The sequence below is a fragment of the Mesorhizobium sp. CA5 genome, assembly GCF_020165105.1.
Taxonomy (GTDB): Bacteria; Pseudomonadota; Alphaproteobacteria; order Rhizobiales; family Rhizobiaceae; genus Mesorhizobium.
Genome location: NZ_JAIUHJ010000008.1, coordinates 198,169 through 217,611 on the forward strand (window position 1 = coordinate 198,169; position 19,443 = coordinate 217,611).

Annotated in this window: 18 protein-coding genes, 1 tRNA gene and 1 pseudogene; 14 read left to right on the top strand and 6 right to left on the bottom strand. The window is 63.1% G+C overall.

The features are described from left to right. Positions 1–101 precede the first annotated feature (101 nt). Positions 102–1,049 (top strand): LysR family transcriptional regulator, encoded by a 948-nt coding sequence (locus LB529_RS13245; RefSeq protein ID WP_095766737.1) that lies wholly within the window; start codon positions 102–104, stop codon positions 1,047–1,049. Here the strand turns inward: LB529_RS13245 and LB529_RS13250 are convergent. Further along, positions 991–1,617 (bottom strand): TetR/AcrR family transcriptional regulator, encoded by a 627-nt coding sequence (locus LB529_RS13250; RefSeq protein ID WP_224711309.1) that lies wholly within the window; start codon positions 1,615–1,617, stop codon positions 991–993. The genes LB529_RS13245 and LB529_RS13250 overlap by 59 nt on opposite strands. Positions 1,618–1,683: 66 nt before the next feature. On the opposite strand from LB529_RS13250, the gene LB529_RS13255 reads away from it, so the two are divergent. Next, positions 1,684–2,109: a VOC family protein gene (locus LB529_RS13255; protein WP_224711310.1), complete on the top strand. Its 426-nt coding sequence runs from the start codon at positions 1,684–1,686 to the stop codon at positions 2,107–2,109. Between the two features lie 15 nt (positions 2,110–2,124). On the opposite strand, the gene LB529_RS13260 is transcribed toward LB529_RS13255, so the two are convergent. Then, positions 2,125–3,072: a S1C family serine protease gene (locus LB529_RS13260; RefSeq protein ID WP_224711311.1), complete on the bottom strand. Its 948-nt coding sequence runs from the start codon at positions 3,070–3,072 to the stop codon at positions 2,125–2,127. 160 nt (positions 3,073–3,232) lie between these two features. Between LB529_RS13260 and LB529_RS13265 the strand changes: the two genes are divergently transcribed. The 3 genes from LB529_RS13265 (at position 3,233) to LB529_RS13275 (ending at position 5,736) form a co-directional block, all read left to right on the top strand. Then, the gene (locus LB529_RS13265) at positions 3,233–4,108 is read left to right on the top strand and encodes a S1C family serine protease (protein WP_224711312.1); all 876 of its coding nucleotides are present in this window, start codon (positions 3,233–3,235) and stop codon (positions 4,106–4,108) included. An 8-nt stretch (positions 4,109–4,116) separates the two neighbouring features. After that, a complete protein-coding gene (locus tag LB529_RS13270) occupies positions 4,117–4,764 on the top strand; it encodes a helix-turn-helix transcriptional regulator (RefSeq protein WP_224711313.1) in 648 nt (215 codons plus the stop codon). A gap of 105 nt (positions 4,765–4,869) precedes the next feature. Beyond that, a complete protein-coding gene (locus LB529_RS13275; RefSeq protein WP_224530381.1) occupies positions 4,870–5,736 on the top strand; it encodes an SDR family oxidoreductase in 867 nt (288 codons plus the stop codon). A gap of 15 nt (positions 5,737–5,751) precedes the next feature. On the opposite strand, the gene LB529_RS13280 is transcribed toward LB529_RS13275, so the two are convergent. Beyond that, on the bottom strand, positions 5,752–6,270 hold the full coding sequence (locus tag LB529_RS13280; protein WP_224530384.1) for a TIGR00645 family protein: 519 nt from the start codon (positions 6,268–6,270) through the stop codon (positions 5,752–5,754). A 420-nt stretch (positions 6,271–6,690) separates the two neighbouring features. Continuing rightward, positions 6,691–9,156 carry an OmpA family protein gene (locus LB529_RS13285; protein WP_411962495.1) on the bottom strand — a complete coding sequence of 822 codons (2,466 nt, stop codon included), beginning with the start codon at positions 9,154–9,156 and terminating at the stop codon, positions 6,691–6,693. 193 nt (positions 9,157–9,349) lie between these two features. Between LB529_RS13285 and LB529_RS13290 the strand changes: the two genes are divergently transcribed. Together LB529_RS13290 and LB529_RS13295 are read left to right on the top strand one after the other, a co-directional pair. After that, positions 9,350–9,796: a YcgN family cysteine cluster protein gene (locus LB529_RS13290; RefSeq protein WP_095766643.1), complete on the top strand. Its 447-nt coding sequence runs from the start codon at positions 9,350–9,352 to the stop codon at positions 9,794–9,796. 323 nt (positions 9,797–10,119) lie between these two features. Then, entirely contained in the window at positions 10,120–10,473 is a 354-nt protein-coding gene (locus tag LB529_RS13295) for a hypothetical protein (protein ID WP_095766645.1), read from the top strand. 165 nt (positions 10,474–10,638) lie between these two features. On the opposite strand, the gene LB529_RS13300 is transcribed toward LB529_RS13295, so the two are convergent. After that, positions 10,639–11,349: an SIMPL domain-containing protein gene (locus LB529_RS13300; RefSeq protein ID WP_224711315.1), complete on the bottom strand. Its 711-nt coding sequence runs from the start codon at positions 11,347–11,349 to the stop codon at positions 10,639–10,641. 220 nt (positions 11,350–11,569) lie between these two features. Between LB529_RS13300 and LB529_RS13305 the strand changes: the two genes are divergently transcribed. Further along, positions 11,570–11,645 (top strand) — tRNA-Ile (locus LB529_RS13305). Positions 11,646–11,946: 301 nt separating this feature from the next. After that, positions 11,947–12,684, top strand: a pseudogene (locus LB529_RS13310) (transposase); the annotation flags it as partial. Positions 12,685–12,955: 271 nt separating this feature from the next. Here the strand turns inward: LB529_RS13310 and LB529_RS13315 are convergent. Continuing rightward, positions 12,956–13,576: a helix-turn-helix transcriptional regulator gene (locus LB529_RS13315; RefSeq protein WP_224711316.1), complete on the bottom strand. Its 621-nt coding sequence runs from the start codon at positions 13,574–13,576 to the stop codon at positions 12,956–12,958. A 509-nt stretch (positions 13,577–14,085) separates the two neighbouring features. Between LB529_RS13315 and LB529_RS13320 the strand changes: the two genes are divergently transcribed. The 5 genes from LB529_RS13320 to LB529_RS13340 are packed head-to-tail and all read left to right on the top strand — an operon-like array spanning position 14,086 to position 19,406. Continuing rightward, entirely contained in the window at positions 14,086–15,762 is a 1,677-nt protein-coding gene (locus LB529_RS13320) for a BTAD domain-containing putative transcriptional regulator (RefSeq protein ID WP_224711317.1), read from the top strand. Positions 15,763–15,775: 13 nt separating this feature from the next. After that, on the top strand, positions 15,776–16,201 hold the full coding sequence (locus LB529_RS13325; RefSeq protein ID WP_224711318.1) for a hypothetical protein: 426 nt from the start codon (positions 15,776–15,778) through the stop codon (positions 16,199–16,201). A gap of 9 nt (positions 16,202–16,210) precedes the next feature. Continuing rightward, entirely contained in the window at positions 16,211–17,491 is a 1,281-nt protein-coding gene (locus LB529_RS13330) for a YcaO-like family protein (RefSeq protein ID WP_224711319.1), read from the top strand. Further along, positions 17,488–18,231, top strand: coding sequence for a TfuA-like protein (locus tag LB529_RS13335; RefSeq protein ID WP_224711320.1), 744 nt, complete (start codon positions 17,488–17,490; stop codon positions 18,229–18,231). The genes LB529_RS13330 and LB529_RS13335 overlap by 4 nt, the downstream gene beginning before the upstream one ends. Continuing rightward, a complete protein-coding gene (locus LB529_RS13340; protein WP_224711321.1) occupies positions 18,228–19,406 on the top strand; it encodes a hypothetical protein in 1,179 nt (392 codons plus the stop codon). Before LB529_RS13335 ends, LB529_RS13340 begins: the two co-directional genes overlap by 4 nt. Positions 19,407–19,443: the final 37 nt, after the last annotated feature.

Sequence of the window (19,443 nt, forward strand, 5' to 3'; positions counted from 1 at the left end):
TTGGGGTTGGATTGAAACTTCCCCGCCAATATGGGATTGCTGCCTCATCAGGATAATGGGTATAATATGCATACAATCCATCAACAAAATGGATGGGAAGCATGCAGCCGAACCCGACATTGGATCAGCTCCAAATTCTAGTGGCGGTGGCCGACACCGGCAGCTTCTCTGCCGCGGGCCGCAAGCTCAACCGGGCGCAGTCGGTGGTAAGCTACGGCATCGCCAATCTCGAAGCGCAGCTCGGACTGAAATTGTTCGAACGCGAAGGCGTGCGCGAGCCGCAACTGACCGACGTCGGCAAGGCGATGCTGGAAGATGCGCGGCGCATGATCGGCGTGCTGCAGCGCATCCGTTCGCGTGCCGACGGCTACCGGCAAGGGCTGGAAGCGGAAGTGGCGATATCGGTCGACGTGGCGCTGCCCTCACCGGCGCTGGTGCGCGTGCTCAAAGCCTTCGAGGCGCAATTCCCGGCGGTCATGCTGCGGCTTTATATCGGCTCGCTCGGCCTCATTGTCGACCAGGTCGTCAACGGCCAGGCGGATCTCGGCTTCGGCGGCCTGCAAGGCGATGCCGATGTCAATCTGCTGCGCGTCGGCTTCATCTCGCTGGTGCCGGCTGCCGCACCCGATCATCCGCTGGCGAAACTGCCAAAGCCGGTCGGGATCGAGGATCTGCGCGAGCACATCCAGCTTGTCGTCACCGACCAGTCGGAGCGGACGCGCGGCCGCGACTATGGCGTGTTTGCCTATCGCACTTGGCGGCTTACGGACCTGCGCACCAAGCACGCGCTGATGCGCGAGGGACTTGGCTGGGGCGGCCTGCCGCGCTGGCTGATCGCCGACGACCTAGCCAGCGGACGGCTGGTCGAGCTCGATCTCGAGCCTTACCGCGAAGTCCGTTCGCCGATGTACGCCATGCACCGCAACGATCGCAGCCCCAAGCCGGCGGCATCCTGGCTGATCGACGAGTTCAAGCGGCAACTCGGCTGCTTCACCGAGACGGAGCCGGGCGTTTGGACGGAGGAGGAGCCGGAGACAAGCCGTCCATGAGCGCGATCAGCACCGCGCGGTAATCCTCGCTGGACGCGCCGGCCTCGATGGCTAATGCGGCTCGATCGAAGGCGGCCGCCAGCAGGACGGTCAACGCCTCGACCGGCAATCTGGTCATTGCTTGCGCGCGCATCGCCGCGACCAGGCCTTCGCGCAGCGAGCGGTTGCCGTGGCGGTTGTCGATCTCGTCCATGGCCGCGCGCCCGAGCACGGCCGGCCCGTCGAGCAGCAGAAGCCGCGTGCGGCCGGGCGCCTGCATTGCCTCGAGATAGGCGTCCGAGCCTGCGATCAGCGCGTCGCGCGCGGATAGCGACGGCGGGGAGGCTTGGTCGATCTCGGCCGCAACGGCCGCTGCTTCCTGCTTGACCACCGCCGCGAACAGCGCCTGCTTGTCGGCGAAGTGATGGTAGAGCGCGCCGCGCGTCACGCCGGCCTCGGCGACGATCTCCGGCGTGCCAGTCTCGGCATAGGACTTTTCCGTAAACAGCTTTCGCGCCGCGCGGATCAGATCGGCGCGCGTCGCCTCGGTGCGGTCGCGATTGGAGCGGCGTCCGGACTCTTGTTGCATACATGCAGCCTGTATGTTATTTGCATTTACATACAGACTGTATGTTGGATGAGAGGAGAAGGAAAGATGAGGACGACAAGCTATTATCCGGTGCTGATGACGGATGATGTCGCAGGCACTGCGGATTTTTATGTCGAGCATTTCCGCTTCGAGCCGCTGTTTGCGAGCGACTGGTATGTGCATCTGCGCTCCAGTGAGGACAGGCGCGTCAACCTTGGCATCGTCCAGGGCGACCATGAGACGATCCCGCAAGAGGGGCGGGGGCGAACGTCGGGCCTGCTGATCAATTTCGAGGTCCGCGATCCCGACGCGGTCTATGCGCGGATTGTCGCCGCTGGCCTGCCGATCCTGCGCAGCTTGCGCGACGAGCCCTTCGGCCAGCGCCATTTCATCACCACGGATCCCAACGGCGTGCTGATCGACGTCATCAAGCCGATCCCGCCAAGCGAGGAGTTCCTGGCGCAATATGCGGAGGGCGCAGCCGGGAGTTAGACCGGCGCGGCAATCTCAGCTCGTCCGCGCCACCGGCGTCACCTTCACCTGGCTGACGCCGGTGCGGCGCACGACCGTGCAGAGCGTCTCGCGGCCGATGCGCTCGGCGTCGAGCATGCGCACGAGGTCGTCGACGCCGGTGACCGGCCGTCCGTCGATAGCGGCGATGATGTCGCCTTCCTTCAGGCCGGCCTTGGCGGCGGGACCGTTCTTCTCGACGCTGCGCAGGCGCACCGCCGTGTTCGTGGTCACCTGCGACAGAAGTGCCGCACGGCGCGGCAGGTTGGTCGTGTCGGCGGAAATGCCGATGAAGGCGCGACGCACGCGGCCGAAGCGGATGATTTCCGAGATGACGAAATTGGCGGTATTGGAGGCGACCGCGAAGGCGATGCCCTGCGCGCCGTGGATCATGGCGGTGTTGACGCCGATCACCTCGCCCGCCGACGATACCAGCGGTCCGCCCGAATTGCCGGGATTGAGCGCGGCATCGGTCTGGATGACGTCGTCGATCAGCCGGCCGGTCGAGGCGCGCATCGAGCGGCCGAGCGCCGAGACGACGCCGGCGGTGACGGTCCATTCGAAACCGAGCGGATTGCCGATCGCGATCGCGATCTGGCCGCGGCGCAGGCGCTTGGAATCGCCGAGCGGCGCGACGTCGGCGAAACTGCCGTCGGCGCGCACGAGCGCTATGTCGGTGTCGGGGTCGCGGCCAAGCACATGGCCTTCGCGCGAGGCACCGTCCGGCATGGTGACGCGCACGGCGCGCGCGTCGCCGACGACATGGAAATTGGTGACGACCAGCCCGTCCTGCGCGATGACGAAGCCGGAGCCGTGGCCGCCGGCGCCGATGCGTTCGATGCGGCAGACGGCTGGGCCGATCCGGTCGACGGCGTCGGCAACGGATGCCGAATAAGCATCGAGCAAGGTGTCGTCGGATGGAAGTATTTCGGCTGCGAAAGCCATCGGCGTGTTCCCTCGTAGAATGATGACTATATGTGCGGAGCAGCCGCAATTGCCGCGACCTGACCAGATGGCCAGTCCGGCCGGCGACTAGCCGTCAGGCGAGTACCCGCGGCGGTGTTACCGAGCGATATCTGGGTCACCGAACCCAGGAGACAGTCTTATGAGCGACTTCAACCTCAGTGCCTTTTCCGACACGATCGCCGATGTCGCGGCCACCGCCGCCCCCGCGCTGGCGAGTTTCGTCACGCACCATCACCGCACCGCGAGCGCCTTCCATTGGCGCGACGGCTATTTTGTCACCGCCGAGGAAGCGGTCGAAGCCGGCGAGGAGATCGAATTGACGCTGGCTTCCGGCGAAACCGTCAAGGCCGAGCTCGTCGGACGCGATCCTTCGACGGGCGTTGCCCTGTTGAAGCCCGCTTCCGGCGCTGCCGGGTTGCCGCAACTGGCTCAGGCCGGCGCCGTGCGGCCCGGCCATATCGCGATTGCGGTCGGCAACAGCGACGGCGCCGCGCTTGCGGTGCTCGGCACAGTCGGCGAGGTCGGGCCGGCGTGGCGCTCGATGCGCGGCGGCACGATCGACCGGCGTATCAACCTTGCCATCAACACCGGCGGGCGCTTCGAGGGCGGGCCGGTGCTCGACGCCAAGGGCGGCGTGATCGGCATGCTCTTGTTCGGGCCGCGCCGGCGGGCGCTGGTGATGCCCTACGAGACGATCGAGCGCGCGGTCGCGACGTTGCGCGAGAAGGGTCATGTCGCGCGCGGCTATCTCGGCGCCGGATTGCATCCGATCCGCAATGGCGACACGAAAGGCGCCATGGTGATGAGCCTCGACGATAACGGCCCGGCCAAGGCCGCCGGCCTGCATGTCGGCGACATCATCGTCGCCTGGAACGGCGAGGCGGTGCATGGTCCGCGCGAGCTTATCCGCAAGCTCGGGCCGGACAGCGCCGGCACCACCGTTACGCTCGGTGTTTCAAGCGGCGGCGCTGAGCGCGATGTCTCGATCACCATCGGCGAGAAGCCGCTGAGCTGAGAGGGTCTATGGCAAACAGCGCAGCACAAGCAGTCGCGAGACCGGAGCCGGCAATTCACCGGCTGACGGTGCTGGTCGCGCTCGCCGATGCCCAGCGCGCCGAGCAACTTGCCGATGCGCTGGCCGCGAGCGACGATCTGGCACCGGCCTTGGCTGGAAGCGGCGTCGGCCAAATGGCGGATGTCGCCATCGCCGATGAGGCCGGCCTGGAAGGCCGGGTCGTCAGTTCGGCCACCCCAATCGTCCTGCTTTCGCGGCGTGTGGGCAGCGAGCAGGTGACGGACAATGTGCTGGCCGTGCTGCCTGCCTCCGCAGATGGCCTGCTGATCGCCGCCGCAGCGCGGTTGGCGGCCTCAGGCTATCGCGTTGGCAGGGCGGCGCCGTCGGAGGCCGGGCATGGCGATTTCCACGATGACGAGCCTGCCGAGGAAGAGACGCCTGACGACAACCAGCCCCGCCCGGCTTTGTCGCCGCGCGAGGCGGAGGTGCTGGCTCTGCTGGCCGAAGGCGCGCCAAACAAGGTCATCGCCCGGCGGCTCAACATTTCCGTCCACACGGCGAAGTTCCATGTGGCCGCCATCCTGATCAAGCTCGGCGCCGCCAACCGCACCGACGCGATTGCGATCGCGATGCGGCAGGGGCTGGTATTGGTCTGACCCTGTCCGCACGACGTTGCGTAATCTCGGCCCGTCCCCTTCGGCTCTTGCGCCAAGTGTGTCGCCCGCGCAAGTTGCCTTCCCAATTGAAGAGGGATGCAAAAAATGTCGCTCCACGGAAAGACGCTGTTCATCTCGGGCGGATCGCGCGGCATCGGGTTGGCGATCGCGTTGCGCGCGGCGCGCGACGGCGCCAATGTGACGATCGCGGCCAAGACCGCCGAGCCGCATCCGAAGTTGCCGGGCACCATCTACAGCGCGGCGGAAGAGATCGAGCAGGCCGGCGGCAAGGCGCTGCCAGTGCTTTGCGACATTCGCGACGAGGTCCAGGTCGCCGATGCGGTGGCAAGAACTGTCGAGCGGTTCGGCGGCATCGACATCTGCGTCAACAATGCCAGCGCCATCCAGCTCACCGGCACGCTGGAGACGGACATGAAGCGCTACGATCTGATGCACCAGATCAACACGCGCGGCACCTTCCTGGTCTCCAAAATGTGCATTCCCCACCTTAAGTTGGCAAACAATCCTCACATCCTGAATCTGGCGCCCCCGCTCGACATGAAGGCCAAGTGGTTCAAGAACCATGTCGCCTACACAATGGCCAAGTTCGGCATGTCGATGTGCACGCTGGGCATGAGCGCCGAATTCGCCAAGGACGGTATCGCGGTCAATTCGCTATGGCCGATCTCCACCATCGATACCGCGGCCGTGCGCAATCTTCTGGGCGGTGCAACAGTGGCCGCGATGAGCCGCTCACCCGACATCATGGCCGACGCCGCGCATGCGATCTTCATGCGCCCGTCGCGCGAGGCGACTGGCAATTTCTACATCGACGAAGAGGTGCTGCGCGCCGAAGGCGTGACGGACTTCTCGATCTATGCGCCGGGCGCGGCCGATCAGCTGGCGGGCGACTTCTTCGTTCCCGACGAGGTGTTCGCGAACTCGCAGACGGAGGTAAAAAGGATCTACTGACGGACCGGGTCCGCCTCAATCCATCTCGGCCTTCTTGCCCTTGGCGAGCGCCATGACGCGGTCGATATAGGCCAGCATCAGCGCCGAGACGACGAAGGCGAGGTGGATGATGGTCAGCCACATCAGCTGGTCGGTCGTGTAGGACACCGAATTCAGGAACACCTGCAAAAGGTGGATGGAGGAGATGGCAACGATGGTCGAGGCGACCTTGACCTTCAGCGAGCCGACATCGATTGTGCCCAGCCAATGGACCTCGCCATCCTGCTCGTCGAAGCGGCTGACGAAATTCTCGTAGCCCGAGATGATCACCATCACCACCAGCGAGGCGACAAGCGCCGCGTCGATCAGACCGAGCATCTTCAGGATCGTGTCGGTATCGCCGAGCGTGAAGGCGCTCATGACGAACTCATAGAGCTTCTTGCCGAAGGACAGCGCGTAGATCGCCAGCGCCACGCCGAGCCCGAGATAGAAGGCGACCAGCAGCCAGCGCGAGGCCAGGATAACGGATTCGATGGCGAGTTCGAGACGCTTCATGAAGGCTCCGGTCAATTGCGATAGAGCGTTTCACCGTTCACGGAAACGGCGAACCGCTCTATCTTTTGTTTTGACGCAAGTCCGGACGGAAGGCTACGGCGAAGGCGCCGAGCCTAACCGCTCACACTGTTCCTGGAATTGCTCTGGACGTATTTCGGCCAGGTGACACAGGTTTTCAAGGCAAAAAACCCCGCCGGGGAGGGGGCCCGGCGGGGCTCAACGTGTCCCGCTGGAGTCGGGACAGGGCAGGGAACGCCCTATCTGGAATCTGGGTGCCGCAATGCGGCGATTCAATGAGCAGGCCGGGCCAGGCAGGACAATTCTTTTTGAGCCGGTAAGGAAAAAAGGCCCGTCCGAAGCGGACGGGCCCGTCTTGCGCGCTGATTCTGCAGATCCGGGCAGGATCTTGAAATCAAACGCTCATTGTTGCTCGCTGTTGCTCGCCACCGGCGCCACCAGCGAGGTGATGCGGCGGATGGCGACACGCCGGTTCTCGCGGTTCGGACCGGGCGTGTTCACCTTGAGATACTCCTCGCCATAGCCCTGCGTGGTGAGGTTCTCGGCCGGGATGCCAAAGGCGTTGGTGAGCGCCTCGGCCACCGCCTCGGCGCGCCGGTCCGACAGAGCGAGGTTTGCGTCCGGCGTGCCGACGGCGTCGGTATGGCCCTCGATCAGGAAGGTTTCCGCCGGGTTCTTCTTGAGCAGTTTTTCCATGGCGGTGGCGACGCCTTCGAGCTTTTGCACTTCGGTGTCGGAGAGCGTCGCCGAGCCGAAATCGAAGTTCAGCGTGTCGAGGTCGATACGCCGGGCGATGTCGCGCACGCGGGCCGAGCGCTTGACCTCGTCAATCGAGTAGAGACGCTGCACCCTTTCCACAGGTGGCTGCTCGAGAAAGGTATAATATTCGTCCGGATCCTCGACTTCCTCCGAATCCAGGATGTAGTCCCGGCGCGGAATGTCGAGCCGCATCGGTGGCAGGTCGTCGCCGGGATCGCGCCACTCGTCGACGTCGTTATAGTAGCGCTCGTCGACATAGCTCAGCACGTATTCGCGGCCATCCGATGTAACGCGAGATCGCCGGATGACGTCGCCATTACGGTTGCGGATGGTGATGATCCTGACGCCGTTGTCGCGCTCCACGATTTCGCGGGTGCGGCCGCCCGAAAGATCCTCGTAGTAAACATCCCTGGCGCCGCGGGTGATGCGAGGAGCTTCGTTGCTTTCCACGAATGTCTGGTTGTTGAACTGAAGGATCACCCGGTCGCCGAACTGCTTCACCACGTCGGCACCCTGCGGCCGGCGGCGCTCACGGACAACCTGCTCGGGCGTAAGCTCGATCCGCTTGCCTTTCTCCTGGTCCACTGGGACGATCTTTTCGGGCTTGATCGCCTGCTGCGCCGACTTGTCGTCGGTGGGCGGCGGCCCCTGATCGACCGGAGCCGGCCTCTGCGCCTGCTCGCCACCTTGCTGCTGTCCGGCCTGATTGGCGTTCTGGCCGTTGCCGGCCTGGCCATTTTCGATTTGAGCGCCACCGGTCTGGGCCCCGCCGTTCTGGCCGTTGTCGTTGCGGCCCCGGTGCTTGCGCATGGCATCTTTCTGGCTGTCCAAGACGGGCGCCTCGTTCGGATTGGCGGTTTCGCCCTGCGCGGCGTTGCCGTTGGCAGGCTGGTTGTTGTTCGCCGGCTGATTGCCATTGGCCGGCTGCTCGCCGGTTGCGGGTTGCTGCTCGCCGGTGAGGGGCTTGCGGCCGGTCTTCGTCTGCTCTCCGGTCTGTGGCTGTTCGCCGGTCGCGGGTTGTTCACCTGTCGAGGGCTGTTCACCCGTCGCGGGCTGTTCCGCGTTCGGCTTCTTGCCACGCTTCTTGTTGTCCTGGGCCTGTTCGCCCTGGGCTGGCTGCTCGCCATTCTGCAGCGGCTGGGCCTGCGGCACGGGCTCACCTGCCGGCGCCCGCTTCTTGGCCGGCTCGTTGGTCTGCGTCTGCTCGGCCGGGGCGGTCTCACCCTGCTGGTTCTGCTTAAGCTTCTTCCTGAGCTGATTGCCGCCTTGCTGGTTGTCGTTGGCGGGAGCAGTCTGTTCGGTCGGGGCAACCTGCTCGCCGGCTTGGCCGGCGGGCGCACCTTCTGTCTGCTGCTGATCGTGCTTGCGCTTCTTGCGACCCTGGTTGCCTTGCTGCTGGTCGCCGGCGGCAGGCGCGACCTGTTCCGCGGGCTGCTGGTCGGCTGGCGCCGCTTCGATCTGCTGCTGGTTGCGCTTCTTCTTGCGCGGCTGCTGCTCCTCGGCCGCGGGCTGGCCGCCCTGGTCGGCGGGTGCAGCCTCGATCTGCTGCTGCTGGTCACGCTTCTTGCGCGGCTTGAATTGCTGCTCGTCGGCCGCCGGCTGGCCGCCCTGGTCGGCGGGTGCTGCCTGGATCTGCTGCTGTTGATCGCGCTTCTTGCGCGGCTTGAATTGTTGCTCGTCGGTCGCAGGCTGGCCGCCCTGGTCGGCGGGTGCCGCCTCGATTTGCTGCTGTTGGTCGCGCTTCTTGCGTGGCTTGAACTGCTGCTCGGCCGGTGCAGCTTCCCCGGACTGGGCGCCCTCCGTCTGCTGCTGCTCGTGCCGCTTCTTGCGCGGCTGTTGCTCGGATTCGGCGGGCGCGGCCTGTTCGGCCGGCGCCGATTCGCTTTGCTGCTGCTGCTCGCGCTTCTTTCTACGCGGCTGTTCGGCTCCGCCTTGCGCGCATTCTTCGGCCGACTGGCCTTCGGCGCAGGCGGCCTGAGCCAGCACGAGCGGCGCTCCGTGCAGGCCGCCGGAAGCGACACCCCCCTGCAGCGGGTACGCGCCCAACGGCGCGGATGCCATAAGCAGGCCGATTGCCGTGCCCGCCAGAATCCGTGGTTGGCGTTTCATATCGATTTCTCCTAATGGGGTCCCATCCCTGCCCAAACTTTCATCAACCATAATTGGTTCCGTCAGGCATTGGCGCCAACCAAGGATGCCTGGCCGGCCTTTTGAAGGCAATTTCGTGTTTTTCTAATGTTGATACTGGGTCGCCGCCACACAGCGCTTGACCGGAAGACCGCGGAGGGCCAAATCCAGCCAAATGACCGCGCCATTCTGGAAAACCAAGACGCTTGAGGCGATGACCCCGGCCGAATGGGAATCGCTTTGCGACGGCTGCGGCAAATGCTGCCTGTCCAAGCTCGAGGATGAGGATACGGGCGAGATCTTCTGGACAAGCGTGGGCTGCAGGCTGTTCGACGCCGAGAACTGCCGCTGCTCCGACTATGCAAACCGCCTGGCGCGGGTGCCCGATTGCGTCGGCCTGACGCCACAGAATGTGCGCACCATCACCTGGCTGCCAAAAACCTGTGCCTACCGGCTTATTGCCGAGGGCCATGATCTCTACTGGTGGCACAGACTTGTTTCGGGAAGCGCTGAGACCGTGCACGAGGCCGGCATCTCGATCCGGGGTCGGGTGAAGGCCAAGGAAACCGATCTGGCCGACCCGGACGATTATTTTGATTATATATTGGACGACGAACCTTAGCAGTTCGCGTCTGGACGACGAACCCTGACGGGTTCGCCTCTAGATGACGAACGCTGACGAGGCGCTTTTGACGAGGAACGACGAAACCTGCGGGTTCGCGTTTAGAAACCTGAGGGGCCTCGCTTTTACGCACTTACGAGCGACGAACCCTGGCGGGTTCGCGCCTAAGGGGCTCGCGGTTTTGGCACGAGCGACGAACCCTGGCGGGTTCGCGCTTATATGAACCAGACATGAATGGCCGGTTCGCGGAAGGTTCAGACGCAAAAGGGCATTTTCCAATCATCGGTTCTACGGGCGACAGCCCACAATAAGGAGAGAAGACGATGTTCAACACGATCAGGACGGCAGCCCTTTCGGCCCTTGTCGGGCTTGGCACTTTGACGGCCATTCCGGCACATGCGGACAGCCTCTATCTCGGTTTCGGGGACAGGCACGACCCGCGTTTCGGCATCTACACCGGCGACGATGACGGTTATCGCCGCGACTGGCGCCGCGACCGCGACTGGCGCGGCTGTTCGCCGGACCGCGCCCTCGACAAGGCCGAGCGCATGGGTCTGCACCGCGCCCGCATCGTCGACATCAGCCGCCGTACCGTGAAGGTGGCAGGTCGCCAGTATGGCGACCGTGTCGTGGTGGTGTTCGCCAACGAGCGCGGCTGCCCGATCATCTATCGCTGAGGCTGAAAGGGCGATCCCGTTCGAGGATCGCTTATGCGGACGATCCTCTGCGAGGATCGCCTATGAGTAGCTGAGCCCCTCAAGATGAGGCGCGGCTCGAAAACGCCCCGCAGGATGATCCTGCGGGGCGTTTTGCTAACGGCATGTCCGCGGCTGGGCCGGATGTCACCTCAGCTCGAAGGTGACCGTGACCTGGACGTTGTAGGAATTCTCGCCGGCCTGCACGGGGACGGCCGAACGGGCCGCATCCAACGACTTGGCCGCCATCGGCATCGGCACCGGCGCGACATTCTGGTCGGCGATCTCGAGCACCTTGCCCAGACTGACGCCCGCCGCTTCGGCGAGGGTCTTTGCCTTGGCCATCGCGTCGGCGACGGCCTTCTTGCGCGCCTCGGTGATCGTGGCCTTCGGATTATCGTTGGTAAAAGCAATGCCGCCGCCCTGGTTGACGCCGAGCGACACCGCCTTGTCCAGAATCTCGCCGGTCTTGTCGACGTCGCGCACGCGCACCGACAGCGTGTTGGTCACCTGATAGGCGACGAGCTCGGCTTCCTGGCTGCCGTCGGCCTTGTTGGTGTAGTTGTAGCGCGGGTTGATCTGGATGCCGGCGGTCTGCAGGTCGCGTTCTGCAATGCCAGCGGATTTCATCGCCGCGATCACCGCCGCCATGGCGTCGTTGTTGGCGTCGAGCGCTTCGCGCGCGCTTTTGGCCTCGCGCATCACGCTGAGCGAAAGGATCGCCATGTCCGGCGCCACGGTCGCTTCGCCTTCGCCGGACACGATGATGCGTGGCGGAGGCTGGATGTCGGCGGCGCTCGCCAGCGCCGGGAACGCGACCGCGGCAGCGAGCGCGATGGGCAAAAGTTGTCTGGTCATGAAACTCCTCGAAGTCTGCGGTCCGCCTCCCCCGTGCCGCATCTGCCTCGACCCGCAAAGGGCGCCGATTCCTGCAGTGCGGTGCAAGGGCTGGACCTTTCTCGCGCCATATGGGCGCAGGCCGCTCTACGGCGCGAATATGGGCTGATTTTGGCGTTTTGCGCCAGAGCTTTCGAAAGCCTTGTGCGACGACAAGAAAAACACTAAGCCAGCCCGCGTGGGGCCTGTAGCTCAATGGTTAGAGCCGGCGGCTCATAACCGCTTGGTTGGGGGTTCGAGTCCCTCCGGGCCCACCAAAACACCAACTTGGTGTGGCTTGGCATCGTCAAATCGAAACGATCAGTGATTGTCGGTATCGGTGGTTGCGTGTCCCCGCAACCAATTCTGTCATAAATCTATAACCGTCCCGGTCTAACCGGGGCGGTTTTTGCGTTTTGGACATGCGATCGTCGCCAGTCGTTCCTTGCGAATGATTGCCGTGACGGCACCGGAGTTGCGCTTCTAGAGCGTTTCAGAGTTTGACCGAATCGGAAGGGGATTCCGGTTAGGGCCGTTTTGTTATTCAAGATGCTGGCTGGGACTGGAGGCCAGCATCGGATGGCGGCATCTCTTTCCAACGATCTTCGCGAGCGTGTTGTGTCTGCGATCGTGGCCGGCGAGAGCTGGCAGTCGGGGGCGGCTCGTTTCGGGATTGCAGTTTCGTCGGCGGTGAAGTGGTCGCAGCGGTACCGTGCGAGCGCCTGGCACGATGGGTGGGCACCGTAAGCGTGTCCTGGAGCCGCACTGTGCATTCATCCTGGAACGGATCCATCAGACGCCGCATCTGTCACTGCATGGGCTGAAGGACGAACTGGCGGCACGGGGCGTGAAGGTCTCGCACGATACAGTGTGGCAGTTCCTGCGGCGCGAGGGCCCACGGTTCAAAAAAGACGCTGTTCGCCCTGAGCAAGCCTGCGCTGACATCGCGAGGCGGCACGCCGGCGCGCCTGGCAGGCCGGTTTCGACCCGTGACGGCTGGTCTTCATCGACGGGACTTGGATAATCAAGACCAGCATGGCACGGCCACGCGGCTGGGGACATCAGGCAAACGCCTGCACAGCCTTGCCCCGCATGGTCACTGGCGCGCACATTGGCCTTCCCCGGCGCCCTGCGGTGCGACCGACTGACAGCGCTTTGCGTCTTCGACGGGCCAATCAACGGCCAGTGCTTCCGCGCCCGTCGAGCAGCAACTGTGCCCACGCTCGATCCCGGCGACATCGTCGTCACGGACACTCTCGGGGACCCCACAAGTCGGGGGCTATCAGGGACATGATCCGCGCCGCAAGAGCCAGGCTCTGATACCGGTGGCAGCCCGTTGCGGACAGGGCGGTCCGGTTCTGTTTGTTTCTGGCGATCACCGATCTCGTGAGATCGACTCGTAAGGCTACGCTCGCACAGATCGATGGATATTAGAGAATTGCGTCTCGTTCATCTTCCGATTGGGCAGGGGGGACTAGGTAATCAGACCGTATTTTGCCTTGCGAGATGCGAGCCACTTCGATGCTCAGTCGCCGCAAGGCTGGCGGCATACGCTCAATTCGCCTGCGAAGCGGCGGGGCGCTGTACATTAGTTTGAACGTCTCGGACAGAGCGACAGGACCAGATGCGTCAGTTCGGGCTGACTTCGGCATCCGGTTTTGAGGAGGATGGCCTTCATGCGCTGTCTGATCGTCGATATGGCCACGCCCTTTTTTTCTGCTGCTTGCCGGAGGGACCTTCCGCGGGCGACCGCGTCCACCAGTTCCGCTTCCGCGTTGGAGAGCGAGGCCGTCGCGGCAAACGCGGAAAACGCCTGTGCATCGATATCCTCGCTGTCGTTGAAGAGCTCGATCACCATCAGGCTCTGACCATAAGCAGCGCCGAGTCCAGTGTGGATCGCATCGCGAAAAAAGCCCTGACCATTTCGGATGGACACAGATAGCCAGCCTTCCTCCGCCACATCGCGTTCGAACAAAAAGGCGCTTTCGCTCCCAGTCGAGATCAGTCGCTCCAGCTCCAGACGAAACCTGCGATCGAGATCGGCCGACCCGAACACAAGGCGTCCTCGGGATAGACGGACCTGCCGCTTTCGTCTCAGCATGGCAATGCCAGTCGAATTGGCGAACGCTACCGACGCGTGCTTCCCGTCGATCACCAGGGTCGCTGTTCGCCAGTCCGGACACAGAAGGGGCAGTATTTCGTTACCCACGATCTCGGCGCCTCCTGCTTGGTTTCTGACGCGGGCAATCAGGCGGTCAGTACATAGAGGGTCAGCAGGCCGCGGCTGATAGTTCGCCTTCTTCGTCCTCACGTTCTGGTGACAAGATCAGTGGGAGCGTGACGCCAACGTGACTTGGCAAGGCACGACTACCATCTGGTAGTCGTGCCGCCTTGAAATAGAAATTACTTGAACGGCAAAGACATTCGGATAGTGTCTGGCGTCTGGGGCAGACATTGAATATGACGATAACAGGGGAACCGTCAGTTCGAATAATGGGGACTCCGGCAATCGCTGGACTGCCTCCAGGCGCATTTTTCCCAGGGAAAGCATTCCAACTTATTGCCATAGTTAGTCTTTCGGCCTCTGGAGCGGTATCCCGCAGGGAGATCGCCGATCTGCTCTGGGAGAGCAGTTCTGAAGGCTCTGCGCTTTCGAACCTCAGGCAACTGATAGCCCGCGTCAAAAAGGCCATTCCCGCCGAGCGAGAGCTCCTGCAGGTGGACGCTTATTCCGTGGCGCTTGGCGTGGCGCGCGATGAAGTCGACGTTTGCCGCCTTATGGCCTGCGTTGGCAGTGAGAAGGCCTCGGCATGCGCCGACGTTATGACCTTGGTTCGAGGCGACCTGCTCGAGGGCGTCGACGACACCACGGATCAATTCTCGCATTGGCTGGCCAGGGAACGCGCGGCAATCCGCGAGCGCTTTTTCCTCCTGGCTCAAACATGTCTGATAGAGCTCACGAAATTCGGCCGTGCTTCGGAGACGAGCCTCAAGCTGATTGCCGAGAGGATGTTGGGCTTCGAACCCGAGCGGGAGCAGAGTTACCGCGCGCTCGTCGAGGCCTACGGCCGCAACGGGATGCTGGATGAGGCCAGGCGGATCCACGATGCGCTATGCCTTATGCTGCAGCGCGAGTATGGATCGGTCCCGTCGCCCGAAACCATCGCCGTGACCCGCCGTGTCTTCGCGCCTCGCCCGCAATATGGTCCGATATCATTGCCGACCGGTCAGGTCGATGAGCGACCACGGGTCGCGTTCCTTGCGCCCTTGTCTCTCGACAGAATCGAGAACGGCGATCTGATCAGGTTCTTCGTGGAGGATGTCGCGAACGAGCTGGGTCGAAATCGAGGCTTCCTGGTCCTGGCGCCGCACAGCTCCTTCAAGATCGACCATCTCTCTGGGATGCCTGTCGACAACTCGATACTGCGCGCGGATTATACGGTCAGCGGCTTTATAAAACCGGACAGGCACGCAACAACTCTCGCCTTGAGGATGACGAAATGCTCCGGCGGGGAAGTGATCTGGGCTGGGGAGTTCCCCGTCGACGTCGAGGGATTATCGAAATCCTTCAGCCTGCTGTCTCTTCGCATAGCCGGCACTCTCTGCTCTGCAATCGAAGGTGACCTTCTCGCAGCGCCTCGGAAAAATTGCGGCGGCCCGGCATATCTACACTATCTTCAGGGGCAGAAGTGGCTGTCTGCTTGCGATCTTCCCAGGCTTCGCCGGGCACGCAAATCATTCAAACAGTCCCTTGATGAAAATCCCGCTTTCGCGCCGGCAAGGGCGCGCATCGCGCAAACGCTTTATCTCGAGTGGATACAAGTCGGCGGCCACGACCCGGAACTGCTTAACCTGGCGAGGGAACAGTCGGACATAGCGCTTGCGCTAGACCCGAATGACGCGATCGGACATTGGATGAAAGGTACTGTGGCGCTTTATCAGCGTGATTACGACGAGTGTGAGGCAAAGCTGGCGGAGGCCGAGACCCTTTGTCCGAACGCGGCGGATCTGCAGGTGCAATACGGCGATGCGCTGTCTCATCTGGGCGATCCGGACAGCGGCTGGCGCAAGTTCGAACGCGCCGTTGATTTGAATCCGCTGCCGCCAGACCATTATTGGTGGGCGGGCGCCAGTATCGCCTTTCATCAAAAGGCTTTCCAGAAAGCTATCGATCTATGCGGCAGGCTTTCGGACGACGAACCGGTCCTGTCGATGCTGGCGGCCTGTCATGCCTTGCAGGGCGACCTTGATCGCGCGCGCATCTATGCCGGCAGGATAAAGGAACTTTTCCCGGGCGGAATGGCGCTTGCGAAAAGCGCGACGGTAACTCCGGATCGATTGGAAGACCATCGACGGCTGAGTTTGGAGGGACTCCGGTTGGCCGGGGTCGTTTGAGAAGGGGACTGAAATGGCGAAACTTTATGTGATCGGCGACAAGAACGAGGGCATTTTGATTGTCATGCTTGATCCCTTGCGTGCGGTGGTGGTGACAAGGGAGGAGATCCAGAACTACGCGGACAATCACAAAAAGACCTTCGAGCAGGCGCTTTCTTATGTCGGCGCTGCGATCCACGGCCTGATCCGCAAGACGGACGGTAATGGCGACACTCCCGACAATCTGGATGAGTTGTCGCACATTTCCATCGAGTATCTTCTCTCTATCGGAAAGACGATCACCAACGCAGAGTTTTGTTTCGTATCCGAAGTAGATGACAAGAAATGGAAAACCTTCCGCAACGGCTTCGTTCCGATCAAGCCGACCATCAAGACCTTGCTTGATTCTGCCACGCTCTTCACCGCGGCGGTGCCGGAAGCAGAGTTGGCGCAGGACTGACTTGGCCTCATGACGGGGGTCTTTGGCTGGCCGGATAAGCTGCTCGGCGAAGTCAGCGCGCTTCGCGCGGCTGCAAACGCGGCAGCGGGAGCCCAAGCCGCCCCGCGGCCCGGGGCCGCGGAGGTGCTGGCCTCGATCGAGCCGCACCTGTCGTCCTTCGGCATCACGCGTGTGGCCGATCTGACAGGGCTTGATGTCATCGGCGTTCCTGTCTTCTGCGCCACACGCCCGAATTCCCGGTCGCTGTCTGTCTGCTTGGGCAAGGACATACGCCCGGAAAATGCCAGGCTGGGCGCAATAATGGAGGCTGTGGAGCAGTCGCTGGCCGAACGACACGAAGACCTCGTCGTGGAAATGGCGGCGCAGGCGGCGATGGAGCGTCGTGGATTGAGATGCGTCGACGCGTTCGAGATCCTTCGAACGACCGCCTCCGCCCGGGACCCGCGCCGCGAGCGCTGCTGGGTGCGTGGGCTGTCCATGGTCGATGGTCTGCCAGTGCACGTACCCTTCGAGCTGGTCGGTTTCGACCTGCGCAGCGAGGCACGCTGGGATCACGCCGCCTACACAATGTCCACGGTTGGCCTGGGCGCAGGGGAGTCAATGGCCGAGGCGACCCTTCATGCAATGCTTGAGGTGGTCGAAAATGACGCGACGGCTATGGTGGACGTGTTTGGCCAGCTGTCGGGCTTTGCGCGACCGCTGGTGTGTCGCTCCGGTCGCCACGAGCTGCTCGACGACCTCGTCGCCAGAGTGCAGGCCGCCGGGTTCGAGTGCTTTTTCGCCGATGTGTCCGGCCATGTCCGCCTGCCCACAGTGGCTGCCTTTATCGCCACGCCGGGGGGGAGCCACGCGGGCGTCGGCGCACGCGGCTTTGCCGGGTTCGCATGCCGGCTTTCGCCCGAGGCGGCGGCGTTTGCGGCTCTGCTGGAAGCGGTTCAATCCAGACTGACCCTAATTGCCGGCGCTCGCGACGATCTTTCCTTCGAGGATTATCGGCACGGGTGCCTGATCAAGCGCCCGAGAGGCCATGCACGTGCTATTGAAGACATGCCGCGATACGACCTGCCTGCCGACGCGACGTCGATCGAAAAACTCGATGTCGTCCTCAGCGCGAACCTGCGGGCGGGCGCTCACGACCTCATAGTCGTTCCGCTGGGCGGTCTCTCCGATTGTGTAAGGGTAGTGCGCGTTCTGGTGCCCGGTCTGCAGGCGGCCGCCGGACATGGCGTCGTGCGGATGGGGATCGATGCTCTCGAGGCGCTGTGGTCGCCGCAAGAGGCGGCGCCATGAAAGCGGTCGTCTTCGCCGGCCCCAGCATTTGCGGCATGGAGAAGGGCGATTTGGCGGAAGTCGATTTGCGCCCGCCTGCAGCTTGCGGCGATATTCTTCGCGCTTGCCGCGATGGCGTCTCAAGAATTGGCATAGTCGATGGCGTTTTCGAATCGTGCCCGTCGGTCTGGCACAAGGAGATATTGTTTGCCCTTGCCCTGGGTGTCGAGGTTTCCGGCGCGGCCAGCATGGGAGCTTTGCGGGCGGCCGAGTGCCATCGGTTCGGCATGCAGGGGGTGGGAGTCATCTTCGAACAATATCTTTCCGGGCAAAGAATCGCCGACGCCGATGTAGCCGTCCTGCATGCTCCGCCGGAGCTCGCCTACCGGCCCCTTACGGTGGCGCTCGTGGACGTCGAGGCTACCATCGCGCAATTGTCGGGTCTGAAATTGCTGGTGGCTTCGCAAGCCCCGGCGCTGCTTGCCGCCGCACGGGTGCTGCATTTCAAGGAGCGGACGTGGTCTCGCATTCTTGACGTCGCAGGCTTCGACCAACGCGCCACGGAGATGCTGGCGCGCAATCTGCAAAGCCATACGGTCAGCCAGAAGACGCTCGACGCCAAGGAACTGATAAAGCGCCTGGGCATGGCCGGGACCGCGCCGCATGCGATCACCGCGGCCCAACTCAATCGAACGATCTATCTCGACACGCTGCAGGCAACCATCGCTGCGCCCGCGCCAGTCGGAGGCCTTGGCAAATGAAACGCAATACGCTCGCCGACGATGTCACGGGGCGCATCACCCGCATCGCAATGCAGGTTTCGTCCGATCTGCTGACGGCGGGGCAATCCGACATGAAACTTGCGTATCAAAATCTCTTGCAGGCCTTTCCGGCGGAGATGGAGGTTCAAGTCTTTGCCGATCAGACGAGCGTCGCGGACGTCGAGTCCTGGCTGGCCGGCCTCAATCTGTCCTGCCGCGCTGCCGTGGCCGGACGTCCTGGCGGGGAGGTGACGGATACCCTGTCGTGGATACGCGACGCTTTTCTTCGAGGCGAGCAGGACGGCAGACGAAGCTACGTAAAATGTGTCATCAGCGCGGACCGAGGCGACCAGGCCGACTGGATTTCAGCAATCGACGGAACGCCCGTCGTGCCGGTGCCAGACACCTACCTCGAGGGCGGGGACAGCCTTGTCGGGCCGGATTTTCGGCTGGTCGGGAAAAGCGCGGTGGACAGCACCGGCAGTCAGATCGCCAAGTACCTTTGCAAGCCGGCAGTCGCGGTGGCGCGGCTGGGCGCCCTGGACACCAGGCCGCTCACCGTTGTGGGTTATTTCCCCCAGGCCATCCGCGACAAAGTCAATTGGATAAGATTCGAGATTCAGCGGCGAATGCAGACAACGCACGGCTTGGCACCGTTGGCGGTCGCCACTCCACCCACCTTGCCCATCTCGGTCGCCCTGATACGCGCCTTGATCGCCACGATCACCGATCTGCTGCTGAACCGGTTGACCCAGAGCTGGCTTCATACCGACCAGGTTGTTTCCGTGACCGGCCGCAAAGAGGCTGGAACGAAGGGCACGTTGCTGGTCGCGCAAATCATATCGATAGGAAACGGCGGCGAATCGGAAGCTCCAATGGCCGACTGTCTGAGTGCGCTGTCGGACTATCTGCGTGGCAGCGGCTACAAGGTGATCAACAACCCCACAAGGTATACAAAAAAGGCACCCTTGGCCTACAACAACACCATTGTCCAGACCTGTCCAGACATCGTGTGGCTTCCACAGTTCAATGGCGAATTTGCTGATACCGATGCGGCAAACCGAAAGATCTGGAGCGACCTCGGCTTCGAAGTGAGGCCTGTGAACGGCTGGATGGCCTTCCACGAATCCGCGGGAGCCATCCGCTGCGCAACCAACGTGCTTGAGCGGCCGTAGTCTCATCTTTCGGGACGCCGCAAGTCCCCCTGTATCT